The organism is Rhodococcus sp. AD45-ID (genome assembly GCF_003023755.1).
Classification (GTDB): Bacteria; Actinomycetota; Actinomycetes; order Mycobacteriales; family Mycobacteriaceae; genus Rhodococcus_F; species Rhodococcus_F globerula.
Window position 1 is genome coordinate 773,904 of sequence record NZ_PYHL01000003.1, and the last position, 16,429, is coordinate 790,332.

The 16,429-nt window shown below is 61.6% G+C and carries 15 protein-coding genes and 1 tRNA gene; 11 read left to right on the top strand and 5 right to left on the bottom strand.

Annotation, left to right across the window (positions count from 1 at the left end):
* Nucleotide 1: 1 nt before the first annotated feature.
* The 4 genes from C7T36_RS27765 to C7T36_RS27780 form a co-directional block, all read right to left on the bottom strand.
* Entirely contained in the window at nt 2–964 is a 963-nt protein-coding gene (locus C7T36_RS27765) for a formylglycine-generating enzyme family protein (protein ID WP_045069808.1), read from the bottom strand.
* 197 nt (nt 965–1,161) lie between these two features.
* The gene (locus tag C7T36_RS27770) at nt 1,162–1,977 is read right to left on the bottom strand and encodes a CPBP family intramembrane glutamic endopeptidase (RefSeq protein WP_233364313.1); all 816 of its coding nucleotides are present in this window, start codon (nt 1,975–1,977) and stop codon (nt 1,162–1,164) included.
* Nucleotides 1,978–2,331: 354 nt separating this feature from the next.
* Nucleotides 2,332–2,404 (bottom strand) — tRNA-Arg (locus C7T36_RS27775).
* Nucleotides 2,405–2,601: 197 nt separating this feature from the next.
* Nucleotides 2,602–3,786 carry an ROK family protein gene (locus tag C7T36_RS27780; RefSeq protein WP_045069142.1) on the bottom strand — a complete coding sequence of 395 codons (1,185 nt, stop codon included), beginning with the start codon at nt 3,784–3,786 and terminating at the stop codon, nt 2,602–2,604.
* A gap of 194 nt (nt 3,787–3,980) precedes the next feature.
* Between C7T36_RS27780 and C7T36_RS27785 the strand changes: the two genes are divergently transcribed.
* The 4 genes from C7T36_RS27785 (at nt 3,981) to C7T36_RS27800 (ending at nt 7,532) form a co-directional block, all read left to right on the top strand.
* Nucleotides 3,981–4,223, top strand: coding sequence for a DUF3263 domain-containing protein (locus C7T36_RS27785; protein ID WP_045069145.1), 243 nt, complete (start codon nt 3,981–3,983; stop codon nt 4,221–4,223).
* Nucleotides 4,224–4,286: 63 nt separating this feature from the next.
* Nucleotides 4,287–4,604, top strand: coding sequence for a WhiB family transcriptional regulator (locus tag C7T36_RS27790; protein ID WP_033234177.1), 318 nt, complete (start codon nt 4,287–4,289; stop codon nt 4,602–4,604).
* 23 nt (nt 4,605–4,627) lie between these two features.
* Nucleotides 4,628–6,025: a xylulokinase gene (gene xylB / locus C7T36_RS27795; protein ID WP_045069149.1), complete on the top strand. Its 1,398-nt coding sequence runs from the start codon at nt 4,628–4,630 to the stop codon at nt 6,023–6,025.
* Between the two features lie 25 nt (nt 6,026–6,050).
* Nucleotides 6,051–7,532, top strand: a complete 1,482-nt coding sequence (locus C7T36_RS27800) for an FGGY-family carbohydrate kinase (protein ID WP_045069151.1) — start codon at nt 6,051–6,053, stop codon at nt 7,530–7,532.
* A gap of 4 nt (nt 7,533–7,536) precedes the next feature.
* On the opposite strand, the gene C7T36_RS27805 is transcribed toward C7T36_RS27800, so the two are convergent.
* Nucleotides 7,537–8,253 carry an HAD family hydrolase gene (locus C7T36_RS27805; protein ID WP_033234180.1) on the bottom strand — a complete coding sequence of 239 codons (717 nt, stop codon included), beginning with the start codon at nt 8,251–8,253 and terminating at the stop codon, nt 7,537–7,539.
* Between the two features lie 144 nt (nt 8,254–8,397).
* Here C7T36_RS27805 and cycA point away from each other — a divergent pair, with 144 nt between their 5' ends.
* The 7 genes from cycA (at nt 8,398) to C7T36_RS27840 (ending at nt 16,428) form a co-directional block, all read left to right on the top strand.
* Entirely contained in the window at nt 8,398–9,861 is a 1,464-nt protein-coding gene (gene cycA / locus C7T36_RS27810; protein ID WP_033234181.1) for a D-serine/D-alanine/glycine transporter, read from the top strand.
* 122 nt (nt 9,862–9,983) lie between these two features.
* Nucleotides 9,984–10,772 (top strand): M23 family metallopeptidase, encoded by a 789-nt coding sequence (locus tag C7T36_RS27815; RefSeq protein ID WP_033234182.1) that lies wholly within the window; start codon nt 9,984–9,986, stop codon nt 10,770–10,772.
* A gap of 151 nt (nt 10,773–10,923) precedes the next feature.
* Nucleotides 10,924–12,429 carry a glutamate-cysteine ligase family protein gene (locus tag C7T36_RS27820; protein ID WP_045069155.1) on the top strand — a complete coding sequence of 502 codons (1,506 nt, stop codon included), beginning with the start codon at nt 10,924–10,926 and terminating at the stop codon, nt 12,427–12,429.
* 144 nt (nt 12,430–12,573) lie between these two features.
* On the top strand, nt 12,574–13,467 hold the full coding sequence (locus C7T36_RS27825) for a universal stress protein (protein WP_033234184.1): 894 nt from the start codon (nt 12,574–12,576) through the stop codon (nt 13,465–13,467).
* A 151-nt stretch (nt 13,468–13,618) separates the two neighbouring features.
* Nucleotides 13,619–14,659 (top strand): LLM class F420-dependent oxidoreductase, encoded by a 1,041-nt coding sequence (locus C7T36_RS27830; protein WP_033234185.1) that lies wholly within the window; start codon nt 13,619–13,621, stop codon nt 14,657–14,659.
* 167 nt (nt 14,660–14,826) lie between these two features.
* The gene (locus tag C7T36_RS27835) at nt 14,827–15,720 is read left to right on the top strand and encodes a universal stress protein (protein ID WP_033234186.1); all 894 of its coding nucleotides are present in this window, start codon (nt 14,827–14,829) and stop codon (nt 15,718–15,720) included.
* 75 nt (nt 15,721–15,795) lie between these two features.
* The gene (locus C7T36_RS27840; RefSeq protein WP_033234187.1) at nt 15,796–16,428 is read left to right on the top strand and encodes a response regulator transcription factor; all 633 of its coding nucleotides are present in this window, start codon (nt 15,796–15,798) and stop codon (nt 16,426–16,428) included.
* Nucleotide 16,429: the final 1 nt, after the last annotated feature.

Genomic DNA, 16,429 nt, shown 5'->3' on the forward strand with positions numbered 1-16,429 from the left:
TCTACTCCTGCGGAATTCGCACGACGCACCGGAAGCCGACGTGGCAGGTCGAGGACTCTTCGGACTCGCTCTGCCGCGCGGCCGGCCGGTAGCGCAGGCAGTAGTTGGGTGCACACAGATGTGACCCACCTTTGATAACTCGCAGCGGATAGGATTCTCCCGCAGCGGTTTCCGTTGCAAGCTCGGCGCGCGGATTGCGAGGGATACAGCACGAGGTCGCCGGTGCCAGATTCTTGGTGCTGTGGGCGTGGTCGGACGTGTAGTGATCCGCTGTCCATTCCCAGACGTTGCCGGCCATATCGAGGAGGCCGTAGCCGTTTGGGCGGAATTTTCCAACGGGAGCGGTGCGTTCGTAGCCGTCTTCGAGCAGGTTCTCCCACGGGAACTGGCCTTGCCACACGTTGCCACCGGGCTTTCCGCCAGGAGAGTCCTCGTCGCCCCACACGTAAGCCTTGCGGTCGAGCCCACCGCGCGCCGCGTACTCCCACTCCGCTTCGGTGGGGAGTTCCTTGCCGGCCCACTGGGCGAAGGCCTGCGCGTCGAAGTACGACACGTGTGTCACGGGATGTTTCTCGCGACCACCGACATTGCTGCTCGGGCCTTCCGGGTGCCGCCAATCCGCGCCGGGTGTGAAGGTCCACCACTGGGTGTAGTCGTCCAAGGAGACCGGTCCTGGCGGTGAGTGGAAGACCAGAGAACCAGGCACCAGCAGTGCCGGGTCGGCATCGGGGTAGTCGGCAGGATCGGGCGCGCTCTCCGCAGTCGTGACATGTCCTGTTGCTTTGACGAATCGTCGGAACTCGGCCACGGTGACGGCCGTCGTATCCATCCAGAAGCTGTCGACGCTCACCTGGTGAACGGGGCGTTCTTCCGGGTAGAAGTCCTCGGAACCCATCCAGAAGGTTCCGCCCGGGATCAAAGACATGTTCTTCGGGGGAGTGCTCATGGCGGCTGAGGGCGTCATGGTTTCAGCATGACATGCGGCCTGGATTGGGTGAAACGAGAATCCCACCTGGTGCCCTCGGCAGGATTCGAACCTGCGACCCTTCCTGTCGCGGGTTCAAAATTGAATGCAGGCAGTTTAGGCGGCGAGGGAGACGGACAACTCGCGCTGGAGCGAATCGGTATGGATCCGGTGCGCCGCGTCAGGGAAGGATCTGTCTAGGTGCTGGATGCGATCGTCTGATTGTCGGTGGGTTGTGAAGGTTCGATCTTGTGCCGTTTGACGAGTAGGACAATGGCGATGATGGGGTAGGCCAGGATTGGCGCGAAGGCGCCCACGTACGACGTTTGGTCCAACAGGATGATGCTGCCGCTGATGAGAGCAAAGTCGAAAAGTCCGTGGAGTACGGAGTTCAGGGCGTTACTGCCCGAAACTCGGCGTGTGAGGTAGAAGAAGTATCCAGCGAGGCTGACAATGATTGCTTGTGGGACAGCGGAAGCGCCGTGTCCGAAGACGTTGGAGAGGTGGACGGCGCCGAAGATGAGACTGGACCACAGGGCTACCTGGCCTTCGCGGAGTCCGTGGTTGCGCAGCATGGTCACTCCGATGCCGCGGAACATTCCTTCTTCGCCCCAGCCGACGAATTGCGTGGCAATTAGTAGGACAAGGACAAACAGCCAGCCTTTCTCTGCGAGTGCGCTGTAGTCGATGCCCACGAGGATCGCGACGAGCAGGATGGCAGGAACGACCCACACCCAGCGGTTCACCGGTCGGTCATCCTTGAGCACTGGACGCCACCAACCCAGAGCTGCGATGACGCCGTAGGTAAAGATGAGGGCGAGTCCCAAGGGGATCACCATCGTGAAGATGACTCCACGGGTGGTTAGTGTGTCGTCCTCGTTGCTCCAACCCGCGATGAGGCGGCCGCCGAACTGAATAATTGCCAGGTACGCGATGACGATCACTGCGAAGGCGACGTACGAGAGTTGACGCCCGGAGATGCGAGGCTGACCCTCGTGCTTGTGTATATCCACTGCCCAATGTTAGAGCGCAGATTGATTTGACGCGGGCTGACCCGCTCGGCAGGTCACGCCAGATTCGCCCCTTGTTGATCCGCCCAGAATTGCTCGTTATGCCGCGCCGGTAAGGCTGCCACGACCGAAAAGCCCCATCTCTCTGGCGCGGGATGGGGCTTTTTGTCGTGCAGTCCGAACTACTCGTCCACTCTGGCGACCGCAGGGAGGAACGCTCGAATGATCCCGTAGTTTGCCCGGAATTTCGATCCATCGCGAATGATCAGTTCGCGTCGTTTCAACTCGTTGAGATCTCGGGTTAGGCGGAGTTGCAGGTCGCGCACATGTTATGACCTGGATGAAAGGGCATAAATGTGCCCTCGGCAGGATTCGAACCTGCGACCCTTCCTTTAGGAGAGGAATGCTCTATCCCCTGAGCTACGAGGGCGGGGAGCTCATCCGTAAAGCATGAAAACCCTGTTGTACTGCGGTTTTCGCTTGCCGGTTGGGCTGGTGCCGCTACTTGACCGGTTGGCGCGGGGCCTTGGGCGTCGTAGCTGCGGTAGTCAGTGTAGCGGCACAACCCATACCGTGCGAAGCCGACAGGTGCCTGAAGTATTGGACCTGCTCGGGCGGCGCTGAACCTCAGCGGGCGGCGTCGGCAATCCTCAGGTCGATTTCCCGCGGACTGAGGAGATTGTCGAGTACCAGGACTGCGCAGCCGAGGATTCCCGATTGTGCTCCGTGGCTGACGGACACGATGTGCAGTGAGCGTGTGGCGAGTGCAGTTGCGTTGCCGTAGACCGATTCTCGAAGTCCGGCTAGGAAGAGTTCGTCGGCTTCGGCCATGTCGCCGCCGATGACAAGCACTTCCGGGTTGAGGAGATTGACGGCGCCGGAGATCACGTCGCCGATGAGGCGGCCGCTGGTACGGATCAACCGGCGTGCTTCGCCGTCGCCGTCGAGGGCCAGCCGAACGACGTCGCGGACGTGGCCGACGTCCCGGCCCTGGGCTTCGAGTGCATGTACGAGAGCCCAACCGCTGGCGACGGTTTCGACGCAACCCACGTCACCGCAGCGGCATTGGATGTCCTTGGCGGCAGCGGTTTTGGTGTGCCCGATCTCGCCGGCGGCGCCGAGTGAACCCCGTTGCAGTACACCGCCGAGAACGATGCCTGCGCCAAGGCCGGTTGAGGCTTTGATCATGAGTAGATTCGGTGCGCTTTCACGCCTTTCGCTGAGTTCCGCGAGTGCCATGACGTTGGCGTCGTTGTCGGCGAACAACGGCGCGTCTGTGACCGATGCAAGGTAGGGAGCAAGGGCAACACCGTCCCAGCCCGACATCATCGGTGAATCGAGACTGGCTCCGGCTGCGACGTCGACCGTCCCGGGGATGCTGAGCCCGACTCCGATGACTTCGGAAGGCGGGCGGCCGATTCGGGCCAGCAATGACGTCAGATGGTCGGCGATCTCAGGCATCAGTTCGTCGGGCCCGACGCCCACCGATTTGTCGATGTCTTCCGCGGTGAGGATGGCGCCGGACAGGTCTGTGACGGCCAATTGCGCACGCGAGCGGCCGATCGCGACAACCAGCACCAATCCAGCGGACTTGTCGAACGTCAAGGTGGCAGGCGGACGGCCACCTGTCGATGGGCCTTCGTCGTCGTCCGCGATCAGGCCGATCGACTGCAGCGCGCTTACCCGGGCAGACACCGCGGTCCGGGAAAGTCCCGTGAGTTTCCCGATTTCGCTTCGTGTGGTCGCGGAACCTGCGCGGATCAGCGAGAACACCTCGCCGGCTGTGGCGGGAGTGATGGGCGGTCGGGTCATACCTTCTATTCAAGCATTCTCTCAGCGTTACTTCAGGATGCAAAAGATTTATTACTTTAGTCTTTTGAAGACGTAAGTAGGTATTGTGAAAAAGCAGAAGTGGGCATAGGCTGTGTCTTGACTCACTGGGCACCGCGTTCTCGGGTGGGTCGCAGTACGAGGTCAGAGGGCGCACGAACCTAGGGGAGAACCCGATGAGTCGCACCGACACGCAGAACGAGATTGTCGACTTCGCGCGTAAATGGCAGAAGTTCGACGGCGGACCGGACGAGGACATCTTTGTCACCTTCGGTCTGGAGCCCCACGAGTACTTCCGGAGATTGAAGAACATCCTCGACAACGGCAACGCCGCACTGGATCCCCCTGCGGCGAGCGAACTCGCCACGGTGTGTGCGCACCGGTTGCGTCAGCGAGACGTCGAGTTGATCGGCCAGTAGGCCACCCACATTCTTCTTCATCGCTGAATCAAGTCCACAGAATCAAGAATTGAGGTCGCCATCATGCACAAGCACCTTCCGATGCCGAATCCGACAACTGAAGTGTGGGACTGGCAGATGCAAGGAGCGTGCCGCGGGCACGACTCGGCCGTGTACTTCCACCCCGACGGTGAGCGTGGGCATGCCCGCGAGAACCGCGAACTCAACGCAAAGAAGATCTGCTCCAGCTGCCCGGTTCTTCAGCAGTGCCGCGAACATGCGCTGGCTGTTCACGAGCCTTACGGCATCTGGGGTGGAATGACGGAGACCGAACGCGCAGAATATGTGCGATCGCTGCGTAAGCGCAGCAACCGAATGCCCGCGGTCGCAGTCGCGAGCTGAAGGTCCTTCAGAGAGGACGCGCTGTGACGCTCGTAGCCGGTATCGATTCCTCGACTCAGTCGTGCAAGGTCATTGTCCGTGATGCCGATTCGGGTGAATTGGTCCGGGAGGGACGCGCGACGCATCCTGCAGGCACCGAGATCGACCCGGCGCGGTGGTTGGAGGCCATGGACAGTGCGATTGCTGCTGCGGGTGGACTGAACGACGTCGCCGCGGTGTCTGTGGGCGCGCAGCAACACGGCATGGTGTGTCTGGACGGCGACGGCGATGTAGTGCGACCGGCGTTGCTGTGGAACGACACTCGTTCCGCGCAGGCTGCGAGCGAACTTGTCGACGAGCTGGGCGGTCCACAGGCGTGGGCCGACGCCGTGGGCGTTGTGCCGGTAGCCGCAATCACCGCGAGCAAGCTGCGCTGGCTGGCGGATCACGAACCCGGCAATGCGGATCGTACTGCAGCAGTGTGTCTTCCACACGATTGGCTGTCTTGGAAATTGGGCGGCGCCGTCTCGCTCGACGCGCTTGCCACCGACGCTGGTGACGCGAGCGGAACGGGGTACTTCGCGGCCGCGACGCGCGAGTACCGGATGGACCTGCTGTCGCTGGCTTTCCGAGATCGAACACCACAGGTTCCCCGGGTTGCGGCGCCGAACGAGAAGATCGGTATCACTCGATCCGGCGCGGTCATCGGACCCGGAACTGGTGACAATGCCGCAGCCGCACTGGGTTTGGGGGCGATTCCCGGTGACGTTGTCATCTCGATCGGAACGTCCGGTGTCGTGTCTGGTGTTTCGGCCGCGCCGACGCACGATTCGAGTGGCAATGTTGCCGGTTTTGCCGACGCCACCGGACTGCACCTGCCGCTTGTGTGCACACTCAACGGCGCCCGGATTCTCGACGCGACCGCGTCCATTCTCGGCGTCGATCACGACGAACTGTCTCGTTTGGCATTGTCCGCCCTGCTCGGGAGTGACGGCCTGGTGATGATTCCGTACTTCGAGGGTGAACGAACCCCCAACCGTCCCGACGCGACCGGGGCTGTGCACGGGTTTCGGCTCCAGAATTCGACGCCGGCGCATTTCGCGCGCGCCGCAGTCGAAGGGCTCCTGTGCGGCTTGGCCGACGGCGTCGACGATTTGGTTCGTCAAGGCGTCGAGGTGAAGCGCGTTCTCCTCGTAGGAGGCGGAGCGAAGTCTCGCGCTCTCTGTGAGATTGCGCCGGCAATTCTCGGAGTCCCGGTTGTGATACCCGATCCTGGTGAATATGTTGCGGAAGGCGCATGCAGGCAAGCTGCCTGGACGCTGCTCGGCGGCGAGCGTCCACCGGTATGGACAAAACCGGAGGAGATGCGCTTCGAGGCTGCACCGGCGCCGCAGGTTCGGGAACGTTACGCATCGCTGCGCGAACTCACCGAGGGTGTGTAGAGGCCAACTCAGCTAGGGTTCTTTCGTGGACTTGTTGGTAGGCATGGACATGGGAACGGCCAGCAGCAAAGGGGTTTTGGTCACCCCGGACGGCGTGGTCCTGGCAACCGAGCAGATCGACCATCAGATCTCGATGCCCAGGCCCGGGTGGGCCGAGGTGGACGCCGAGAAGATGTGGTGGTCCGAAGTGTGTTCGATCTCCAAACGTCTTGTGGCACAAGTTCCCAGATCTGCCAACGTTGCAGGTGTCTGTGTCAGCGGTGTCGGCCCGGCACTTGTGTTGTGCGACAGGGAACTTCGACCCCTTCGTCCGGCCATTCTGTATGGAATCGACAGTCGAGCATCCGCAGAAGTGGCCTCGCTGACCGAATTATTCGGCGAAAAGGCAATACTCGATTGTGGTGGCAAACTTCTCTCGAGTCAGGCCGTCGGGCCGAAGATCGAGTGGGTGCGCATCCATGAACCGGAGATTTTTGCCGCGGCGACTCGGTGGTACGGGTCGAATTCGTACATCGCCGCAAAGCTGACCGGTGAGTATATCCAGGATCATCACACGGCCAGTCAGTGTGATCCGCTCTATTCGGTCCGAGACTTCAGCTGGAAATCCGATTGGCTGGATCGTGTTCTCGGCCATCTCGAGTGCCCTCGATTGGTGTGGCCGAGCGATGTTGTCGGATTGGTACATGCTGACGCGTCCGAGCAGACCGGACTGCCCGTCGGGACGCCCGTTGTCGCGGGAACGGTCGACGCATTCTCCGAGGGATTCAGTGTGGGCGCCCGTCATCCCGGTGATCTCATGTTGATGTACGGATCAACGATGTTCCTGGTTCAGATACTCGAGAAGTTTCAGAGCAATCCGGCACTGTGGACAACCGCGGGCGTTCAGAAGGACACCTTGGCACTTGCTGCCGGAACATCCACTGCCGGAAGTCTGATCGAGTGGCTTCACAAGCTCACCGGCGATGCACCATTCGAGCAGTTGCTCGCCGAGGCCGCGGCCGTGCCCGCCGGCGCCGAAGGGCTGTTGATCCTGCCGTACTTCGCCGGCGAACGTACTCCCGTGTTCGACCCCAAAGCCAGAGGCGTCGTTGCCGGACTGTCATTGCGACACGGCCGGGGGCATCTGTTTCGGGCCACCTATGAAGGTATTGCCTTCGGAATCCGCCAGATACTCGAAATGTTCGGTGACACAGATGAACCCGTCCGGCGCACGATCGCGGTGGGAGGTGGCGTCAAGAGTCGCGTCTGGACACAGGCGATCAGCGACATCACCGGACACACGCAGTTGGTTCCGACTCAGACCATCGGCGCCAGCTACGGCGACGCTCTGTTGGCTGCGATCGGGACCGGACTTGTTGCGCCGGATACCGATTGGACGACTCTGTCGCACGAAGTAGTGCCGAACGCAGCCAACCGGGCGATGTACGAGGATTTGTATCAAACGTGGTTGACGCTGTATCCGTCGACGCGGGAACAGATCCACGCTCTCGCCCAGTTCGACTGCTGATCGCTCAGATCAGCCCGAACTTCCGCACCGCGTCGAGTAGCGCGTGCGGACGTTCGGACGTCGGCAGTGGATCGACGAGAGCGAACTGGCACCCGATATCGCGTGCGGCACCGTCGGCGACATCACTGTCTCCGATCATCAAGGTCTGGGCTGCGTCCACGTCGAGTTGCGCAAGTGCGTGCTCGAATATGGCAGGTTCGGGCTTGACCGCACCCACCTCGAAGGACAACACGAACTCGTCGACCCACACGTCCCAGCCGCGGTCGACAAACGCCGGGCGGATGTCGAAGGCGATGTTGCTCAAGACTGCGGTGCGAATGCCCTTCTCCGACAGTGACTTCAGTACCTCGCCGGTATCCGGGTACGGAGTCCATCGATCCGGGTCCACGAGCAACCCGTACAGCGCTTCGGCGCGACCGAGATCTGGCATACCGGACTTGCTCAACACGTCGAGGTAAGCCTGACGGTGCAGCTTCGGATCCCGGTCACGGTTCTCCCACGCGTACAGTCCCGCTTCGTCCATCTCGACGGTTCGCCCGACCGGAGCGGTCATCCGGCGCATCAGCTCGGTTTGAGCGTGCACGTCCATCGGCTCGCCGGCGTGATCGACAAAATGTTCGGCCCAGTCGGAATCTTCCTCGAGCCGGAAGAGCGTCCCCGAGAAGTCGAACAATGTTGCGGCGATATGCCCGTTTCGGGAGTCGGTGCTGTCAGTGTTCACCGACCAAGGTTATCGGCGCAGGGTTTCCGATGCGCATTATGCGGCGGGGCGCGCGTACTTTGGGAGGGCACATTTTCCGAAGTTCGTGTCGAAGGGCAGTGTTCGTCGCTCTCGGCCCGCGCCGAATGACCAGGGGGATTCTCCGTGTCCGACCACGTGAACCACGTTGACCGAAGCAAATCGGCGGGTGACGACCCCCACTTGTCGCGTCAGCTGTCCAATCGTCACATCCAGCTGATCGCGATCGGCGGCGCCATCGGCACCGGCCTGTTCATGGGTTCGGGCAAGACGATCTCGCTGGCCGGGCCGTCGGTGATCTTCGTGTACATGATCATCGGCTTCATGCTCTTCTTCGTCATGCGGGCGATGGGGGAGTTGCTGCTCTCCAATATGTCGTACAAGTCGTTCTCCGACTTCGCTGCTGATCTCCTGGGGCCGTGGGCGGGATTCTTCACCGGCTGGACGTATTGGTTCTGCTGGATCGTCACTGGCATCGCGGACGTGATCGCGATCTCGGGCTACTTCAAGTACTGGTGGCCTGGGTTGGCCGCGTGGATTCCGGCGCTGCTGACCATCGCTGCACTGCTCCTTCTCAATCTGCCGACGGTGAAGGCGTTCGGTGAAACCGAGTTCTGGTTCGCGCTGATCAAGATCATCGCCATCGTCAGCTTGATCATCGTCGGCATCGTGATGGTCGTCTCCGGGTTCACCGCGCCCAACGGCGCCACCTCCGGCGTCGACAATCTCTGGAACGACGGCGGCATGTTCCCGACCGGCTTCATGGGGTTTGTCGCGGGCTTCCAGATCGCAGTGTTTGCGTTTGTGGGTATCGAACTGGTGGGTACGACGGCGGCCGAGGCCAAGGATCCGGAGAAGAACCTCCCGAAGGCCATCAACTCCATCCCGATTCGTGTGCTGCTGTTCTACGTGGTCGCACTGACCGTCATCATCTGTGTGACGCCGTGGCGTGAGATCCAAGCGGACAAGAGTCCATTCGTCGCGATGTTCACGCTCGCCGGCTTGGGTATCGCCGCGTCGGTCATCAACTTCGTGGTGCTGACGTCGGCGGCATCGTCGGCGAACTCGGGCATCTACTCGACCTCACGCATGGTGTTCGGCCTGGCTCAGGAGGGCGACGCACCGAAGGCCCTCGGCAAGCTGAACTCGCGCAAGGTCCCCGCGAATGCCCTGATGTTCTCGTGCATCTTCCTGCTCGCGTCGTTGATCCTGCTGTTCTCCGGTGACTCGGTGATCGAGGCATTCACCGTTGTGACCACAATCTCCGCGCTGCTCTTCATGTTCGTGTGGACGATCATCCTGGCGAGCTACTTGGTGTACCGGAAGCGTCGCCCGCACCTGCACGAGGCGTCGAAGTTCAAGATGCCAGGCGGCATCGTGATGTGCTGGGTTGTGCTGGCTTTCTTCGTGTTCATCTTGTGGGCGCTGACCACCAAGGACGACACGCTGCAGGCGCTGCTCGTCACCCCGATCTGGTTTGTCGCACTCGGAATCGCGTGGGCGATTATTCGTCGCCGGCCCGCGCACCGCGCGCGGTACGAGGCATTCCGGGCAGAACTGGATGCGAGTCGACAGACGGACGAAAAATAGTTTGGTCAAGAACGTGTAACGGTGGCGGTTTCCTTGATCAAACTGTTACATTCGTCGGCAAGACAGAGGAGCGGGCTTCGTTCGAGGACTGCTGCAAGCCGACGACTGACAGGGTAAAAACTGTGGGAGACCACCACCGCACGGACAATTCCATTGCTGCATTCGAGATCGATCCAGACGCAGCGAGTGGACGTCACCGCGTTCCGTCGGCTGGCCCGGGCGCAGGCGTCAAGGCTGGTGTTGTAGCTGCAGCCACGGGCGCACTGCTCGTTGGCGCAGGTCAGATGGGTGCAGGCACCGCAGCGGCAGCCCCGGCCACCCAGAACATCGCCGGATTCGAGATTCCGCAGGGATTGCTTCCCGAGGGCATCGAGATCCCAGCCGAGCTGTCGAATCTTGGGCTCCCGCCGGCGGCGGGCATCGAGGTTCCCGAACTTCCCGACCTCGTGGCACAGGTGAACGCACAGGTGCAGCAGTTCACCGGCTCGTTCAACCCGGTTTCGTCGAACAGCGGCACCGTTCAGCCTGTTTCCGGAACGCTCACCTCCACGTTCGGTAACCGTTGGGGCGCACACCACGGCGGTCTGGACATCGCCGCCCCGATCGGAACTCCGGTTCTCGCGGCAGCATCCGGTCAGGTCATCGACGCCGGTCCGGCCTCGGGCTTCGGTCTCTGGGTGCGCATCCAGCACGACGACGGCGCAGTCACCACATACGGACACGTCAACGACTACCAGGTTGCAGTGGGCCAGCGCGTAGCCGCCGGCCAGCAGATCGCTACCGTCGGTAACCGCGGCCAGTCCACCGGCCCGCACCTGCACTTCGAGGTTGCGGAAAACGGCGCCAAGGTTGATCCGGCCATCTGGCTGAAGGCGCGCGGCGTGGCAGTGACCTGGGTGGACAACTCGTAGGGAAAATCTTTTGCGGACCGGCAGGGCATCGGAGTTAAATCCGGTGCCCTGCAGTCTTTTCATGCTCGGTTCGGGTTGTGGTCGGGAGTCGGCCGGTTAGCCTTGCGGAAGACGACCTTCGGTGGTTGATCGCGAAGGAGGGGGATCGGATATGGGCGCAGAAGTTCAAGCACGAATGTTCACGAGGGCCGACCGGCGGGTGTTCCGCAAGAAGGTGCGATTGTGCGTCGACGCCATGAAGCAGATGCTCGATCGCGGCGACTTCCGGGACGCAGTCGAGAAACCCGACCCGCTGCTGGGAATGGAGATCGAGTTCAACCTCGTAGCCGGCGACATGCTGCCGGCGATGTCCAACCTTGCAGTGCTCGACGCCATCGACGACGATGCGGTGTTTCAAACAGAACTCGGGCAGTTCAACGTCGAGATGAATGTCGAACCTGGCCCACTGACCGGCGACAACACATTCGAGCTCGAAGAAAAACTGCGCAGTTCACTCGCGATCGCGGACGCTCGCATCCATGAGCACGACGCCGAGATGGTGATGATCGGGATGCTGCCGACGCTCCAGCTCGAGCACCTCGACCGCGAGTGGATTACCGCGAATCCGCGCTACGAATTACTCAACGAGCAGATCTTCGCAGCGCGTGGTGAAGACATCGAACTCGACGTAGAGGGTGTCGCACTTTCCGGTGGGCCAGTGGAAGTGCTACGCGCCGATACCAATTCGGTGGTTCCCGAGGCGGCCTGCACGTCGATGCAGTTGCACCTTCGGGTTTCTCCCGAAGAGTTTGCGCCGCACTGGAACGCGGCACAGTGCCTGGCCGGGCCGCAGGTGGCGCTGGCCGCCAACTCGCCATTCCTGGCAGGCAAGGCGCTGTGGCATGAATCTCGGATACCGATATTCGAACAGGCCACGGACACCAGAACACTCGAACTCAAGAATCAGGGAGTGCGACCACGCGTCTGGTTCGGGGAACGCTGGATACATTCGGTTCTCGATCTCTTCGAGGAGAATTCGCGATACTTCCCGGCGCTGCTACCAGACGTCTCCGATGCGGATCCCCTGGAGGTTCTTGCGGCAGGCGGAATTCCGGAGTTGAAAGAACTCCAGATGCACAACGGAACCGTCTACCGCTGGAATCGTCCGGTGTACGACTGCTCGGATGGCAAGCCGCACTTGCGGATCGAGAATCGAGTGCTGCCGGCCGGGCCCACCGTACTCGACATCATGGCAAACGCCGCGTTCTACTACGGAACAGTGCGGGCGCTCGTCAACGCGGATCGCCCCCTGTGGTCGCAGATGTCTTTCCATGCCGCAGAAGAGAACCTGCACATCGGCGCCAAGCACGGGCTGGACGCAATGCTGTACTGGCCGGGCCTGGGCTGGGTCGGTGCGGACGAATTGATCCTGCGACGGCTACTTCCCCTCGCGGACGAAGGCTTGGCCGACTTCGGGTTGTCGAGTGCAGCGCGTGAGAAGTACCTCGGCGTCATCGAAGGCCGGTGTCTCAACCGACAAACCGGTGCGGCGTGGCAGCGGGGACGCGTCGTCGCCGGTGAGGCCGCAGGACTCGATCGAACTGCCGCTCTTGCCGAGATGATGCGGGCATATATCGAAAACATGCGCAGTGGTAATCCAGTTCACTTGTGGGACTGATTCGGGCTCGCTAATTCAACTCCCCATCAACAGTTTCGGGGACCTTGGTCATCGAAACAGGGATGGATTCGACCCGGAAACCATGTCGTAATTGCGATGGTTAGAGTGGAAGTGGCTCGATTACTTCTTACGGAAGGTGGGCACATGAGTTCACGCGAACACAACAATGTCGTCGTCGGAATCGACGGATCGGACACCGCGTCGACCGCGCTCCGGGAAGCTGCGAAAATTGCCGCGCAGCGAGAATTGCGTCTCGATATCATTCACGCGCTCGACTTTGCGCCGTACGGATTCGGCGGCCCGTACATCGACGCGGGTGGCGTGTACGAGTGGGTGGAAGAGGCCGGAAAAGCCGTACTCGGCGACGCCGAGAAGTTTGCCGCCGAGGTCGCCCCGACGGTCACCGTCCACACCGAGATGGCCATCGGTAGCCCGACGCAGTGGCTTCTGGAGAGCTCCGCGAAAGCCCGTCTGGTCGTCGTGGGAGCATCGTCGTCCGGAAAGGCTGCCACCGCGGTACTCGGCAACACCGCAGTCGGTGTCGCGAGCCACGGTAAGTGCCCCGTCATCGTTGTGCGCGAACGTGACGGCGTCGTACCGTCCGATGGTCCCGTCGTCGTGGGCGTAGACGGCAGTGCGCTGAGCGCGCAGGCTGTGGGTGCGGCATTCGAGGAAGCGGCGTTCCGCGGCGCAGAACTGGTAGCCGTCCACGTCTGGAGTGACCTCGGAACAGCAGCGTTCGAAGATCCCCGCGCTGCCGCGCTGGCACCGGCATCGCTCGAGGAAGAAGAGCATGCGGTATTGAGCGAGAATCTTGCCGGATGGTCCGAGAAGTACCCGGACGTCGTGGTTCGCCGTGAGATCTACCTCGACAACCCGCGTGGCCGCCTGCTCGAGTGGTCGGCTCGGGCGCAGCTTGTCGTCGTCGGTAGCCGAGGCCGCGGCGGATTCCGCGGAATGCTCCTTGGATCCACAAGCAACACACTGATCGCTTCCGCGCAGTGCCCGGTGATGGTGGTTCGTCCCGAAGATTCCTGATTTCTCGATGCGCCTGTGAGAACCTGCCCCGTTCATTTCGGTCACCGAATATGAACGGGGCAGTCACATGAATACGGCCTCATGTTCCGTAGTGTTCAGGGGGAGGTGTGCCTGGCGCACACATGGCAATCGTGAGGATTGGGGTTAGAACGTGCGCATCGGAATGGGTTTGAACTACAGCGGCGGATTCGCCGAGACTGTCGAAGAAGTCGGTGACCTCGAAAAGGCCGGTCTGGACATTGCGTTTGTCCCGGAGGCCTACTCGTTCGACGCGGTCAGCCAACTCGGATACCTGGCCGCGAAGACGACAACCATCGAACTTGCCTCCGGCATCTTCCAGATCTACACCCGCACGCCGTCGCTTACCGCGATGACTGCCGCCGGCCTCGACTTCGTCTCCAACGGACGATTTGTCATGGGCCTTGGCGCGTCCGGCCCACAGGTGATCGAAGGTTTCCACGGCGTCAAGTACGACGCCCCTCTCGGCCGTACTCGCGAGGTCGTCGAAATCTGCCGCCAGGTATGGCGTCGGGAAAAGGTCGAGTACCAGGGCAAGTACTACCAGGTGCCGCTGCCCGCCGAGAAGGGCACCGGCCTGGGCAAGCCGCTCAAGCTCATCAACCATCCCGTTCGCGAGCGCATCCCGATCCTCATCGCTTCCCTCGGCCCGAAGAACGTCGAACTCACCGCCGAGATCGCGGAAGGGTGGGAGCCGATTTTCTACCACCCTGAGAAAGCGGCAAGCGTGTGGGGCGAGCCCCTCGCCAAGGGCAAGGCGAAGCGCGACCCCAGCCTCGGTGAACTGCAGGTATATGCCTCCCCGGCGCTGGCCATCGGCGACGACGTCGACCACATGCTCGACTGGGTGCGTCCCAGCATCGCCCTCTACATCGGCGGCATGGGAGCCAAGGGAAAGAACTTCTACAACGATCTTGCCGTCCGCTACGGCTACGCCGAAGCCGCCGAGAAGATCCAAGATCTCTACCTTGCAGGCAAGAAAGAAGAAGCCGCGGCAGCAGTGCCGGACGACCTCGTCCGTGCAGTCTCGCTCATCGGTCCCGAAAGCTACGTCCGTGAACGTGTCGCCGCATTTGCAGAATCCGGCGTCACCACCCTCAACGTCACCCCGTTGGCGGCTGATCGCGCCGGACGTGTCGGCCTGATCGAGAAGTTCCGGAACATTTGTGATTAACCGCTGTGCGCCTTTATTGACCCCCGCGGTTAATAAAGGCGCACAGCAGATGTCCGATTCGGGACCTGTCGTAGCGGATAAAACGTATTTATCGCACTTGGGCAATAGTGTGGGAGCAATAGTGTGGAGGCAGATAGAGTTCTGTAGTCGATCCTGAAGGGACGAAAATGAGTGCAATCCAACCAGTTGTCGTAGCTGTGGACGGTTCCGAGGCGGCGTCGTCGGCCGTTGTGTGGGCCGCACGCACCGCCGCTGTGTTGGGGCGTCCGCTGCATATTGCAACGGTGGTGCACATTCCGGCCTTCTATTATTCCGAGCCGTATCTGGCCGAGAGTTTCAAGGACGAACTGCGACGCACTGCTCGTGCCAGACTCGACAGCGCCAAGATCCTGGCCCACCAGAGTGTCGACGGTGATCTCGAAGTAGTCACCGAACAACTCGACGGCAGTGTCTCCGATTCATTGATCGAATTGTCCAAACGCGCATACATGGTTGCCGTAGGTCCGCGTGGGCACGGCGAATTCACCGGACTTGTCGTCGGTTCGGTGACGGTATCGATTGTCTCGCACGGTGAATCGCCCGTGGCAGTCGTGCGCGGGCGGACACTGGACGGTCAGCCGCCCACTCAGGGACCGGTTGTTGTCGGTGTCGACGGCTCCGAAAACAGCATCGAGGCCATCGAGCACGCATTCGAGCAGGCGTCGGCGCGCGGCGCCACGCTGATCGCCGTCAACGTGTGGAGCGACGTGAGTGTGCAGCCTTCACTGGGCGCCACTCCGGACGACCCGTTGTGGAGCAGCATCCAGACCGGCGAAGAAGTAGTTCTGGCAGAGCAGTTGGCCGGATTCACCGAGCGATACCCAGACGTTGTGGTCGAGCGTGTAGTAGCGCGCGATCGCCCGGTGCGGGTTTTGAGCGAGTATGCCGAGACTGCGCAGTTGGTGGTGGTCGGTAGCCGCGGACGTGGTGGCTTCACCGGAATGCTTCTGGGCTCGACCAGTCGCGCACTTCTGCACACCGCAGATTGCCCCGTGTTGATCGTGCGCCACAGCAAGAACTGACACGGCTGGAACTGACACTCGTCAACTGACACCACAGTTGTTTCGATCGGCAATAGATTCTTGAAAGAGGCTTAGATGACTACGCGCGTGTTCCTGGTCGACGATCACGAGATCGTCCGACGCGGACTGTTCGATCTGCTCGGCGGCGTCGAGGATTTCGAGGTGGTCGGGGAAGCGTCGTCGGTAGGGGAGGCGATGGCCGTTATCCCCAAGAGCAATGTCGATGTCGCGGTTCTGGACGTGCGACTGGCCGACGGCAACGGCGTTGAATTGTGTCGCGACCTTCGCTCGATGCTGCCGAACCTGCGGTGCCTGATGTTGACGTCGTATGCGGACGACGAAGCGCTGCTCGACGCCATCATGGCGGGCGCGTCCGGCTTTGTGCTGAAGCAGATTCTGGGCACGGATCTTGTTGCGGCGGTACGCACCGTCGGCTTGGGTGGATCGCTGCTCGACAGCCGCGCCACCGAAGCGTTGATGGCGCGAATCCGCAGCGAACGCACCGCAGATCCGCTGGCGGAACTCTCCGATCAGGAACGCGCGGTATTCGACCTCATCGGTGAGGGCCTGACCAATCGAGAGATCGGCGCGAGGCTGTTCCTCGCCGAGAAGACGGTCAAGAACTACGTGACCCGTTTGCTCTCGAAGCTGGGTATGCAGCGCAGGACTCAGGCTGCCGTGCTGGCAACCGAGCTGCGCAACAAGTAGT

What these genes read in the sequence shown, in the direction of transcription:
- C7T36_RS27765 (WP_045069808.1), bottom strand. Translation starts at nt 964, where the DNA reads ATGACGCCCTCAGCCGCCATGAGCACTCCCCCGAAGAACATGTCTTTG.
- C7T36_RS27780 (WP_045069142.1), bottom strand. Translation starts at nt 3,786, where the DNA reads ATGACCCGACCGCCCATCACTCCCGCCACAGCCGGCGAGGTGTTCTCG.
- C7T36_RS27785 (WP_045069145.1), top strand. Translation starts at nt 3,981, where the DNA reads ATGAGTCGCACCGACACGCAGAACGAGATTGTCGACTTCGCGCGTAAA.
- C7T36_RS27790 (WP_033234177.1), top strand. Translation starts at nt 4,287, where the DNA reads ATGCACAAGCACCTTCCGATGCCGAATCCGACAACTGAAGTGTGGGAC.
- C7T36_RS27820 (WP_045069155.1), top strand. Translation starts at nt 10,924, where the DNA reads ATGGGCGCAGAAGTTCAAGCACGAATGTTCACGAGGGCCGACCGGCGG.
- C7T36_RS27825 (WP_033234184.1), top strand. Translation starts at nt 12,574, where the DNA reads ATGAGTTCACGCGAACACAACAATGTCGTCGTCGGAATCGACGGATCG.
- C7T36_RS27835 (WP_033234186.1), top strand. Translation starts at nt 14,827, where the DNA reads ATGAGTGCAATCCAACCAGTTGTCGTAGCTGTGGACGGTTCCGAGGCG.
- C7T36_RS27840 (WP_033234187.1), top strand. Translation starts at nt 15,796, where the DNA reads ATGACTACGCGCGTGTTCCTGGTCGACGATCACGAGATCGTCCGACGC.